This window comes from Streptomyces sp. NPDC059092, assembly GCF_042756365.1.
In the GTDB taxonomy this organism is placed as follows: Bacteria; Actinomycetota; Actinomycetes; order Streptomycetales; family Streptomycetaceae; genus Streptomyces.
This window is the reverse complement of record NZ_JBHZEJ010000017.1, coordinates 23,394-35,471: the sequence shown is the minus strand read 5'-3', so window position 1 is coordinate 35,471 and position 12,078 is coordinate 23,394. Positions and strand designations below refer to the sequence as shown.

The following is a 12,078-nucleotide window of genomic DNA, read 5'->3' as shown; positions in this document are numbered from 1 at the left end:
CATACGACCAACACCCCGACGTGTTCCTGTTGGCCGTACAACGTAAGCTGGGTCGGACCGATTCGCGGCAAGTGAGGCGGTACCCACGGGCGATCCGGCCGTCAGCAGGCCTCCGCTACTCGGAGGCGCGGGCGGCGTGTCCGAAATGGGATGTATTGGGTTGGCAGTGTAGAACGGGAGATGTGACGGCAATGACGGAAAATCTCCAGCTCCGCGATGATTCCGCCGTCCGCGTAACGGGTAGCGCGCAGTGACGGGCCCCCCGGATGTGCGCCCCGACCACTCCTCGCGCGCCACGCTCGACAAGGCCGCGGACGAGAACTTCCCCGTGGCCCCCTTCTTCCTGCCGCGCGCCTGGCGCGACGACCTGATGGCGGTGTACGGGTACGCCCGCCTCGTCGACGACATCGGTGACGGCGATCTCGCCCCCGGCGGCGCCGACGCCCGCCACCTGGGCGTCGCCCCCGCCCTCGCCGACGACAGGACCGCGGTGCTCGACGCCTTCGAGACCGACCTGCGGCGGGTCTTCGACCCACACGGCGACGCCCCCGGCCATCCGCTGCTGCGCGCCCTGGCCCCGACGGTACGGCGCCGCTCCCTGCCCCTCGATCCGTTCCTCGGACTGATCGAGGCCAACCGCCAGGACCAGATGGTGCGGCGGTACGAGACCTACGACGACCTGCTCGCCTACTGCGAGCTCTCCGCCAACCCGGTCGGCCGCCTCGTCCTCGGGATCACCGGCACCGCGAGCCCCGAGCGGCTGCGCCGCTCCGACGCCGTCTGCACGGCACTCCAGATCGTCGAACACCTCCAGGACGTGACCGAGGACCTCGGCCGCGACCGGATCTACCTCCCCGCCGAGGACATGAAGCGCTTCCATGTCACCGAGGCGGACCTGGCCGTTCCCACCGCGAACGCCTCCGTACGCTCCCTGGTCGCCCACGAGGCCGAGCGCGCCCGGCTGCTGCTGGACGAAGGCACCGCCCTGGTGGGCAGCGTCCACGGCAGGCTCCGCCTCCTCCTCGCCGGATTCGTGGCGGGAGGGCGCGCCGCCCTCGCGTCGATCGCGGCGGCCGGGCACGATGTGCTCCCCGGGCCGCCCAAACCCACCAAGCCGCGTCTGCTGCGTGAAGTGGGAGCTGTTTTGCGAAGTGCGCACAGAGAGGGGTGAGCCGGAACGTGGAGGGACAGACGCCGATGTCCGCGCCGGTACTGGCGGCCTACAGCTACTGCGAGGCCGTCACCGGGCAGCAGGCCCGTAATTTCGCCTACGGCATCAGGCTGCTGCCGACCGACAAGCGGCAGGCCATGTCCGCGCTGTACGCCTTCTCCCGGAGGGTGGACGACATCGGGGACGGCACGCTCGCGCCCGAGGTCAAGCAGTCCCGGCTCGAAGAGACCCGGGCGCTGCTGGACCGGGTCAGGGCGGGCGAGGTGGACGACGACGACACCGACCCCGTGGCGGTGGCCGTCGCGGACACGGCACGCCGCTTCCCGGTGCCCCTCGACGGGCTCGACGAGCTGATCGACGGCGTCCTGATGGACGTCAGGGACGACACGTACGAGACCTGGGACGACCTCAAGGTCTACTGCCGGTGTGTCGCGGGCGCCATCGGCCGGGTCTCCCTCGGCGTGTTCGGCACCGCGCCCGGCGCCCCCGGGGCCGAGCGCGCCGCCGAGTACGCCGACACGCTGGGCCTCGCCCTCCAGCTCACCAACATCCTCCGGGACGTCCGCGAGGACGCGGCCAACGGCCGTACGTACCTGCCCGCCGACGACCTCGCCAAGTTCGGCTGCTCCGCCGGGTTCCACAGTGCCACCCCGGCGCCGGGCGCCGACTTCGCCGGACTGGTCCACTTCGAGGTCCGCCGCGCCCGCGCGCTCTTCGCCGAGGGCTACCGGCTGCTGCCGATGCTCGACCGGCGCAGCGGCGCCTGCGTCGCCGCCATGGCCGGCATCTACCGCCGGCTGCTCGACCGCATCGAGCGCGACCCCGAGGCCGTGCTCCGTGGCCGGGTCTCGCTCCCCGGCCACGAGAAGGCGTACGTCGCCGTGCGCGGGCTCTCCGGCCTCGACGCCAGGACCATCTCCCGGCAGGCCGTCAGGAGGCGCGGCTGATGCGGGAGCCGAGACCGGTCGCCCCCGCTTCGTCGCACGCATGTCCGCACGAAGGATGCTCAACCTCCCGTGGAGATGACGCGTCCCTGACTGCGGAGGGCTCCACGGCACCGCACCGCCCCACGGGTCCGACAACAAGGGGGAACGCATGACAACGGCCGACGGAGGCCGGGCCCGCCGCGCCGTGGTGGTCGGCGGCGGGCTCGCCGGAATCACCGCAGCCCTCCAGCTCGCCGACGCGGGCGTACGGGTGACCCTCCTCGAAGGCCGGCCGCGCCTCGGCGGACTCGCCTTCTCCTTCCGCCGCGGGGACCTCACCGTCGACAACGGCCAGCACGTCTACCTGCGCTGCTGTACCGCGTACCGCTGGTTCCTCGACCGGGTGGACGGCGCCGCGCTCGCCCCCCTCCAGGACCGCCTCGACGTCCCCGTCCTGGACGTCGGCGGGAGACGGCCCCGGCTCGGCCGGATCCGCCGCACCGCCCTGCCCGTACCGCTGCACCTCGCGCCCGGACTCGCGGCGTACCCGCACCTCTCGCTCGCCGAGCGCGCCTCCGTGGCCCGTGCCGCGTTCGCCCTCCAGCGGCTCGACCTCACGGACCCCGCGCTGGACGGCACCGACTTCGCCACCTGGCTCCACCGCCACGGACAGTCGGCCCGTACGGTCGAAGCGCTCTGGGACCTCGTCGGGGTGGCCACCCTCAACGCCACCGCGCCGGACGCCTCCCTGGCGCTCGCCGCGATGGTCTTCAAGACCGGGCTGCTCTCCGAGCCCGGCGCCGCCGACATCGGCTGGTCCCGTGTCCCGCTCGGCGACCTGCACGACACCCTGGCCCGCAAGACCCTGGACGCGGCAGGTGTACGCACCGAGCTGCGCGCCCGGGCCGGCGCGGTCACCCGCGCCGCGGACGGCGGCTGGCACGTCGACCTGGACGGCGAACGGCTCGACGCGGACGCCGTCGTCCTCGCCGTACCCCAGCGCGAGGCCCACGCCCTGCTGCCCGAGGGCGCGCTCGACGCCCCCGACCGGCTGCTGGAGATCGCCGACGCGCCCATCATCAACCTGCACGTCGTGTACGACCGCCGGGTGCTGCGCCGCCCGTTCTTCGCCGCACTGGGCTCGCCCGTCCAGTGGGTCTTCGACCGGACCCACGCCTCGGGACTGACGGACGGCCAGTACCTGGCGGTCTCCCAGTCCGCCGCCCAGGACGAGATCGACACCCCGGTCGCGGAGCTGCGCGCGCGCTACCTCCCCGAACTGGAACGGCTCCTGCCCGCCGCGCGCGGCGCGGAGGTACGGGACTTCTTCGTCACCCGGGAGCGGACGGCGACGTTCGCCCCCGCCCCTGGCGTGGGACGGCTCCGCCCGGATGCCCGTACCCGCGCCCCCGGCCTCTTCCTGGCCGGCGCATGGACCGCCACCGGCTGGCCCGCGACGATGGAGGGCGCGGTGCGGAGCGGCCTCGACGCCGCGGGCGCCGCTCTCCCCGCACTCGGACACCGCCATCACCACCCCTTGCAGGAGGCGGTATGAGCCCGAGTACTGCACCGACGAGTACTGGAACAAGAGGAGAGACCGTGCCGACCGTGCCCCCGGCCCACCCGGTTGTCGACACCGCGGACGTCTACGCGCTGCTGGAACGGGGACGGACCCTGTCCACGCCCGTGCTGCGCGCCGCCGTCGACCGGCTGGCCACCCCCATGGACACCGTCGCCGCCTACCACTTCGGCTGGATCGACGCCGAGGGCCGCCCCGCCGACGGCGACGGCGGCAAGGCCGTCCGCCCCGCGCTCGCCCTGCTCTCCGCGGAAGCGGCCGGCGCCGCCCCCGAGAAGGGCGTCCCCGGCGCCGTCGCCGTGGAACTCGTCCACAACTTCTCGCTGCTGCACGACGACCTGATGGACGGCGACGAGCAGCGCCGCCACCGCGACACCGTGTGGAAGGTGCACGGCCCCGCGCAGGCCATTCTTGTCGGTGACGCCCTGTTCGTCCTGGCCAACGAGGTGCTGCTGGAGCTGGGCACCGTCGAGGCGGGCCGCGCCGCCCGCCGGCTGACCACCGCCACCCGCAAGCTGATCGACGGCCAGGCCCAGGACATCTCCTACGAGCACCGCCAGCGGGTCACCGTCGAGGAGTGCCTGGAGATGGAGGGCAACAAGACCGGCGCGCTGCTCGCCTGCGCCGTCTCCATCGGCGCGGTCCTCGGCGGCGCCGACGACCGCACGGCCGACACCCTGGAGTCGTACGGACACCACCTCGGCCTCGCCTTCCAGGCCGTCGACGACCTGCTCGGCATCTGGGGCGATCCGGAGGCCACCGGGAAGCAGACCTGGAGCGACCTGCGCCAGCGCAAGAAGTCCCTGCCGGTCGTCGCCGCGCTCGCCGAGGGCGGACCGGCCTCGGAACGGCTCGGTGAACTGCTCGCCGCCGACGCCAAGAGCAACGACTTCGAGAGCTTCTCGGAGGAGGAGTTCGCGAACAGGGCGGCGCTCATCGAGGAGGCGGGTGGCCGCGAGTGGACCTCCCAGGAGGCCCGCAGGCAGCAAGCCATCGCCATCGAGGCCCTGGATCACGTGGACATGCCGGAAAAGATCCGCGCGCAGCTCGTCGCACTCGCGGACTTCGTCGTCGTACGAAAGAGATGATCACCATTCCCATATGACCGCAGTCGCCGTCCTGCGCCACCGGCACCGGACGACGGAGACCCCAGGCACAGCAGAAGAACACCACTGCACGAAGGGGAAGCCATGACAGCGACGACCGACGGAAGCACCGGGGCCCTGGGACCCCGCGCAACCTCGGCCAGCGGACCGACCGACACCACCACTCTCCCCGCCGCGGACGGTGACCTCCGGGTCGCCGCCGAGCGGGCCACCGCACGATCCGTCGAGCACCTGCTCGGCCGGCAGGACGCCCAGGGGTGGTGGAAAGGGGACCTGGCCACCAATGTGACGATGGACGCCGAGGACCTGCTGCTCCGTCAGTTCCTGGGCGTGCAGGACCCCCGTACCACCGAGGCGGCGGCCCTCTTCATCCGCGGCGAACAGCGCGCCGACGGCACCTGGGCCACCTTCTACGGAGGTCCCCCCGAACTCTCCGCCACCATCGAGGCCTATGTCGCGCTGCGGCTGGCCGGGGACCGGCCCGGCGACCCGCACATGGCGCGCGCCTCCCAATGGGTACGGGACCACGGCGGGATCGCCGCGAGCCGGGTCTTCACCCGGATCTGGCTGGCCCTCTTCGGCTGGTGGAAGTGGGACGACCTCCCCGAACTGCCGCCCGAACTGATCTTCCTGCCCAAGTGGTTCCCGCTCAACATCTACGACTTCGGCTGCTGGGCCCGGCAGACCATCGTGCCCCTCACCATCGTCTCCGCGAAGCGGCCCGTACGGCCCGCCCCCTTCGCCCTCGACGAACTCCACGCCGACGCGGCCCGCCCCCACCGGCCGCTCGCATCCGTGACGAGCTGGGACGGCGCCTTCCAGCGGCTCGACAAGGCCCTGCACGCCTACCACCGCTTCGCACCGCGCCTGCTGCGCCGTACCGCGATGAACGCCGCCGCCCGCTGGATCATCGAACGGCAGGAGAACGACGGCTGCTGGGGCGGGATCCAGCCACCCGCCGTCTACTCCGTCATCGCCCTGCACCTGCTCGGCTACGACCTCGACCACCCGATCATGCGCGCCGGACTCGAATCGCTCGACCGGTTCGCGGTCCGGCGCGAGGACGGCGCCCGGATGATCGAGGCGTGCCAGTCCCCGGTCTGGGACACCTGCCTCGCCACCATCGCGCTCGCCGACGCGGGACTGAGCCCGGACCACCCCGCCCTGGTCAAGGCCGCCGACTGGATGATCGGCGAGCAGATCGTCCGCCCGGGGGACTGGGCGGTGCGCAGACCCGGACTCGTCCCCGGCGGCTGGGCGTTCGAGTTCCACAACGACAACTACCCCGACATCGACGACACCGCCGAGGTCGTCCTCGCGCTGCGCCGGGTCGGTCACCCCGACCCCGACCGGGTCGAGGCGGCCGTCGACCGCGGCACCCGGTGGAACCTCGGCATGCAGTCGCGCAACGGGGCCTGGGGCGCCTTCGACGCCGACAACACCAGCCCGTTCCCCAACCGGCTGCCCTTCTGCGACTTCGGCGAGGTCATCGACCCGCCGTCCGCCGACGTGACCGCGCACGTCGTCGAGATGCTCGCCTACGAGGGCAAGTCCCACCACCCCGCCACCCGGCGCGGCATCGAGTGGCTGCTCGCCGAACAGGAGACCACCGGCGCCTGGTTCGGCCGCTGGGGCGTCAACTACGTCTACGGCACCGGGGCGGTGGTGCCCGCCCTCACCGCGGCCGGACTGCCGCCCTCCCACCCCGCGATCAGGCGCGCCGTCACCTGGCTCGAATCCGTCCAGAACGAGGACGGCGGCTGGGGCGAGGACCTGCGCTCCTACCGCGAGGAGAAGTGGATCGGGCACGGTGCCACCACCGCCTCCCAGACAGCCTGGGCGCTCCTCGCCCTCCTCGCCGCGGGGGAGCACGGCAGCGAGGCCGTCGAACGGGGCATCGCCTCGCTCGCGGCGACCCAGTGCGAGGACGGCTCCTGGGACGAGCCGTACTTCACGGGCACCGGCTTCCCGTGGGACTTCTCCATCAACTACCACCTCTACCGGCAGGTCTTCCCGCTGACGGCGCTCGGCCGCTACCTCCACGGTGAACCGAAGGCCCTAGCCACCCGCTCCGGCGTCCGACAGGGCATCTGATGGAGCGGTCCCCAGGACCGTCCGTCCGTCCCGGTACGCCGCTGCTGATCGCCTGCGCGCTCTCCATCGAGCGCTTCGCCCTGCGGGGTTCGGGGCGGGGCGCCGCGGCGGGCCCCGTCACCGTGCTCCGTACGGGCATGGGCCCCAGGAACGCCGAGCGCGCCGTGGTGCGCGCGCTCGCCGGGCCCCGGCACGCCGACGCGGCCGTCATCGCCGCCGGATTCTGCGCCGGGCTCACCCCGGGGATGAACCCGGGCGACCTGATCGTCGCCGATGAGACCCGCGACCGGTACGGCACCGCCCCCTGCACGGGCACCGGCCTCCTCGTGGACGCGCTGACCCGGGCCGTACCGGGGCGCACGGTCCACACCGGCCCGCTGACCGGCTCCGACCACGTCGTACGCGGTCAGGAACGGTCCGCGCTGCGCGCCACGGGGGCGCTCGCGGTCGACATGGAATCCGCCGCCACGCTGCGGTGCGCCCTGGCCGCCGGGCCACGCCCGGTTGCGGCCGTCCGGGTGGTCGTGGACGCTCCGGAGCATGAGCTCGTCCGTATCGGCACAGTGCGCGGTGGAATATCGGCTTTCCATGTTCTTCGTGCCGTCCTTCCAGCTTTCTATGAATGGCACCGTTCTTTGCTGCTCCCCAGGAGGTGAGCTAGATGGCCATGCCACTCCGTCAGACCATCAGGGTCGGGACGTACCTCTTCGAACAGAAGCTCCGCAGGCGTGAGAAGTTCCCGCTGATCGTCGAGCTGGAACCCCTCTTCGCCTGCAATCTGGCCTGCGAGGGCTGCGGCAAGATCCAGCATCCCGCCGGGGTGCTGAAACAGCGCATGCCCGTGGCCCAGGCCGTCGGGGCGGTGCTGGAGTCCGGGGCGCCCATGGTCTCCATCGCCGGCGGCGAACCGCTGATGCACCCCCAGATGGACGAGATCGTCAGGCAGCTCGTGGCCCGGCGGAAGTACGTCTTCCTCTGCACCAACGCCATGCTGCTGCGGAAGAAGATCGAGAAGTTCACCCCCTCGCCCTACTTCGCCTTCGCCGTGCACATCGACGGACTGCGCGAGCGGCACGACGAGTCAGTCGCGAAGGAAGGGGTGTTCGACGAGGCCGTCGCCGCGATCAAGGAAGCCAAGCGGCGCGGATTCCGGGTGACCACCAACTCCACCTTCTTCAACACCGATACCCCGCAGACCATCATCGAGGTGCTCAACTACCTCAATGACGACCTGAAGGTGGACGAGATGATGATCTCGCCCGCCTACGCCTACGAGAAGGCCCCCGACCAGGAGCACTTCCTGGGTGTCGAGCAGACCCGGGAGCTGTTCAAGAAGTCGTTCGCCGGCGGCAACCGGGCGCGCTGGCGCCTCAATCACTCGCCGCTCTTCCTGGACTTCCTCGAAGGCAAGGCCGACTTCCCCTGCACCGCGTGGGCCATCCCCAACTACTCGCTCTTCGGCTGGCAGCGCCCCTGCTACCTGATGAGCGACGGTTACGTCCCGACGTACCGTCAGCTCATCGAGGAGACCGACTGGACCAAGTACGGCCGTGGCAAGGACCCGCGCTGCGCCAACTGCATGGCGCACTGCGGCTACGAACCGACCGCCGTCCTCGCCACCATGGGCTCCCTCAAGGAGTCCCTGCGCGCGGCCCGCGAAACGGTCGTCGGAACCCGGTGACGGCATGACCACGGGAGAGCCGGCGGCGCGGGGACCCCTCGCGCCGCCGGCCCCGCCGGTCGCGCGCCGCGTCCAGGGAGGACGGCGGGCGCCCTCGGAGGCTCCCGCCGCCACCGTGAGCTCAACGAATCCGAGAGGGGTCCGAGCGTGTCAGTCTTGGAGCACATCCGGGGGCCGCACGATCTCAAGGCACTGACGGCGAGCGAACTCGACGAACTGACCGGGGACATCAGAGCGTTCCTGATCCAGGCGGTGGCGAGGACCGGGGGCCATCTCGGGCCCAACCTCGGGGTGGTGGAGCTGACCGTCGCCCTGCACCGGGCCTTCGACTCGCCCGCCGACCGCATCCTGTGGGACACCGGCCACCAGGCGTACGTCCACAAACTCCTCACCGGCAGAAAGGACTTCTCCAAACTGCGGAGCAAGGGCGGCCTCTCCGGCTACCCCTCCCGCGAGGAGTCGGAGCACGACGTCATCGAGAACTCGCACGCCTCCACCGTGCTCGGCTGGGCCGACGGCCTCGCCAAGGCCAGGGAGGTACTCGGCGGGGAGGACCATGTCGTCGCGGTCATCGGGGACGGCGCCCTCACCGGCGGCATGGCCTGGGAGGCGCTGAACAACATCGCCGCCGCCAAGGACCGCCCGCTGATCATCGTCGTCAACGACAACGAACGGTCGTACGGGCCGACGATCGGCGGCCTCGCCGACCATCTCGCCACGCTCCGCACCACCGACGGCTACGAGAGGTTCCTCGCCTGGGGCAAGGAGGTGCTGCACAACACCCCCGTCGTGGGCCGGCCCCTGTACGGGTCGCTGCACGGGGCGAAGAAGGGGTTCAAGGACGCCTTCGCCCCCCAGGGGATGTTCGAGGACCTCGGCCTCAAGTACGTCGGACCGATCGACGGCCACGACATCGCCGCCCTGGAGTCGGCGTTCCACCGGGCCAAACGCTTCCACGGCCCCGTACTGGTCCACTGCCTCACCGAGAAGGGCCGCGGCTACGCCCCGGCGCTGGAGGACGAGGCGGACCGCTTCCACACCGTCGGGGTGATGGACCCGCTTACCTGCGAGCCGCTGACACCGGCCGCGGGCCCCTCCTGGACGTCGGTGTTCCGCGACGAGATCGCCGAGATCGGGGCGGAGCGCCCCGACGTCGTGGCGATCACGGCGGCCATGCTGCACCCCGTGGGGCTGACGAAGTTCGCCGAACGGTTCCCCGACCGGATCTGGGACGTGGGGATCGCGGAGCAGCACGCGGTGGTCTCCGCCGCGGGACTCGCCACCGGCGGACTCCATCCCGTCGTCGCCGTCTACGCGACCTTCCTGAACCGCGCCTTCGACCAGCTGCTGATGGATGTCGCCCTGCACCGCCGCGGAGTGACGTTCGTCCTGGACCGGGCCGGGGTCACCGGGGTGGACGGCGCCTCGCACAACGGCATGTGGGACATGTCGATGCTCCAGTGCGTGCCAGGACTGCGGATCGCCGCGCCGCGCGACGCCGGCCAGCTGCGCGCCCAGCTCCGCGAGGCCGTCGCCGTCGACGACGCGCCGACCGTGCTGCGCTTCCCCAAGGAAGCGGTGGGACCGGTGATCCCCGCGGTCGGGCGCGTCGGCGGTATGGACGTCCTGCGCCGGGCGCCGGACGGCACCGCTGACGTGCTCCTCGTCGCGGTCGGCGCGCTCGCACCGGTCTGCCTCGGCGCCGCCGAGCTCCTCGCGGAGCGCGGCATCGGCTGCACCGTGGTCGACCCGCGCTGGGTCAAACCCGTCGACGAACAGCTCGCGCCGCTGGCCGAGCGGCACCGGCTGGTCGCGGTCGCGGAGGACAACTGCCGTAGCGGCGGCGTGGGTTCGGCCGTCGGCCAGTCGCTGCGCGACGCGGGGGTCGACGTACCGCTGCGTACCTTCGGCATCCCCGAACAGTTCCTGGCACACGCCAAACGCGGCGAGGTGCTGGCCGACATCGGCCTCACCCCGGTCGAGATCGCGGGGCGGATCACCACCGCCCTGACGGGCAAGGAGAGGGCGCGATGAACGGATCCCCCCAGCCGGGTCCGCCGGGCCGGCCGGCGCCGTCCAAGGGGTTCGACCTGCCGAGCCTCCTCGCGGAGCGCGGCGCCGAGCGTTACGAGCTGCACACCAGACACCTCAACCACCAGCTCCCGCGCATGCTGCACACCATCGGCTTCGACCGGGTCTACGAGCGGGCCGAGGGAGCCTACTTCTGGGACGCGGACGGCAACGACTACCTGGACATGCTCGCGGGCTTCGGCGTGATGGGCCTCGGCCGGCACCACCCCGTCGTACGCAAGGCCCTCCACGACGTCCTCGACGCCTCCCTCGCCGACCTCACCCGCTTCGACTGCCAGCCGCTGCCCGGCCTCCTCGCCGAGAAACTGCTCGCCCACAGCCCGCACCTGGACCGGGTGTTCTTCGGCAACAGCGGTACGGAAGCCGTCGAGACGGCCCTGAAGTTCGCCCGGTACGCCACCGGCCGCCCCAGGATCCTCTACTGCGGCCACGCCTTCCACGGGCTGACCACAGGATCGCTCTCCGTCAACGGCGAGGACGGCTTCCGCGACGGCTTCGCGCCGCTGCTGCCCGACACCGCGATCGAGCTCGGCGACCTCGACGCGCTGGAGCGGGAGCTGGCCCGCGGCGACGTGGCCGGGTTCGTCGTGGAGCCGATCCAGGGCAAGGGCGTCCACGCCGCGCCGCCCGGCTTCCTGCGCGCCGCCCAGGAACTGCTGCACCGCCACAAGGCGCTGCTCATCGCCGACGAGGTGCAGACCGGCCTCGGCAGGACCGGCGACTTCTACGCGTACCAGCACGAGGAGGGGGTCGAGCCGGATCTCGTCTGTGTCGCGAAGGCGCTCTCCGGCGGCTACGTGCCCGTCGGCGCGACCCTCGGCAAGGACTGGATCTTCAAAAAGGTCTACTCCTCGATGGACCGGGTCCTGGTCCACTCCGCGAGCTTCGGTTCCAACGCCCAGGCCATGGCGGCGGGGCTGGCCGTTCTGTCGGTGCTGGAGGACGAGGAGATCGTCGCGGGTGTACGGGCCACCGGCGAGCTGCTCAGATCCCGGCTGGCCGCCCTCGTCGACCGGTACGAGCTGCTGCACGAGGTACGCGGCCGAGGACTGATGATCGGCATCGAGTTCGGCCGGCCGAACTCGATCAGACTGCGTGGGCGTTGGACGATGCTCCAGGCCGCCCGCAAGGGTCTCTTCGCCCAGATGGTCGTCGTACCGCTGCTCCAGAAGCACCGCATCCTCACCCAGGTCTCCGGCGACCATCTCGAAGTGATCAAACTGATCCCGCCCCTGATCATCGGGGAACGCGAGGTGGACCGCTTCGTGGCCGCCTTCACGGCTGTGATGGACGACGCACACGGCGGGGGCGGACTGATGTGGGACTTCGGCAGGACACTGGTGAAGCAGGCCGTCGCCAACCGGTAGGGGACGGCTGGGAGACGGGGCCAGGCCTCGCCCACGTCCCGGTGGCCTGGCTGGTTCGTCCCG

General features: G+C 71.7%; 9 protein-coding genes. All 9 read left to right on the top strand.

From position 1 onward, the window contains the following. The first annotated feature begins 250 nt into the window (after positions 1–250). The 9 genes from hpnC (at position 251) to ACFXPL_RS13050 (ending at position 12,015) form a co-directional block, all read left to right on the top strand. On the top strand, positions 251–1,171 hold the full coding sequence (hpnC, locus tag ACFXPL_RS13090; RefSeq protein ID WP_384917121.1) for a squalene synthase HpnC: 921 nt from the start codon (positions 251–253) through the stop codon (positions 1,169–1,171). Beyond that, on the top strand, positions 1,168–2,118 hold the full coding sequence (hpnD, locus tag ACFXPL_RS13085) for a presqualene diphosphate synthase HpnD (RefSeq protein ID WP_384917118.1): 951 nt from the start codon (positions 1,168–1,170) through the stop codon (positions 2,116–2,118). The genes hpnC and hpnD overlap by 4 nt, the downstream gene beginning before the upstream one ends. A gap of 148 nt (positions 2,119–2,266) precedes the next feature. Then, on the top strand, positions 2,267–3,652 hold the full coding sequence (hpnE, locus tag ACFXPL_RS13080) for a hydroxysqualene dehydroxylase HpnE (RefSeq protein WP_384917114.1): 1,386 nt from the start codon (positions 2,267–2,269) through the stop codon (positions 3,650–3,652). Then, positions 3,649–4,764, top strand: coding sequence for a polyprenyl synthetase family protein (locus ACFXPL_RS13075; RefSeq protein WP_384917110.1), 1,116 nt, complete (start codon positions 3,649–3,651; stop codon positions 4,762–4,764). The genes hpnE and ACFXPL_RS13075 overlap by 4 nt, the downstream gene beginning before the upstream one ends. Positions 4,765–4,866: 102 nt before the next feature. Beyond that, positions 4,867–6,876 carry a squalene--hopene cyclase gene (shc, locus tag ACFXPL_RS13070; RefSeq protein WP_384917107.1) on the top strand — a complete coding sequence of 670 codons (2,010 nt, stop codon included), beginning with the start codon at positions 4,867–4,869 and terminating at the stop codon, positions 6,874–6,876. Then, complete coding sequence (locus tag ACFXPL_RS13065) at positions 6,876–7,532, top strand: 1-hydroxy-2-methyl-2-butenyl 4-diphosphate reductase (protein WP_384917105.1); 657 nt, start codon at positions 6,876–6,878, stop codon at positions 7,530–7,532. The genes shc and ACFXPL_RS13065 overlap by 1 nt, the downstream gene beginning before the upstream one ends. A 5-nt stretch (positions 7,533–7,537) precedes the next feature. Beyond that, on the top strand, positions 7,538–8,557 hold the full coding sequence (gene hpnH / locus ACFXPL_RS13060; protein WP_384917102.1) for an adenosyl-hopene transferase HpnH: 1,020 nt from the start codon (positions 7,538–7,540) through the stop codon (positions 8,555–8,557). 147 nt (positions 8,558–8,704) lie between these two features. After that, positions 8,705–10,591, top strand: coding sequence for a 1-deoxy-D-xylulose-5-phosphate synthase (dxs, locus tag ACFXPL_RS13055; RefSeq protein WP_384917098.1), 1,887 nt, complete (start codon positions 8,705–8,707; stop codon positions 10,589–10,591). Continuing rightward, the gene (locus ACFXPL_RS13050) at positions 10,588–12,015 is read left to right on the top strand and encodes an aspartate aminotransferase family protein (protein ID WP_384917094.1); all 1,428 of its coding nucleotides are present in this window, start codon (positions 10,588–10,590) and stop codon (positions 12,013–12,015) included. Before dxs ends, ACFXPL_RS13050 begins: the two co-directional genes overlap by 4 nt. Positions 12,016–12,078: the final 63 nt, after the last annotated feature.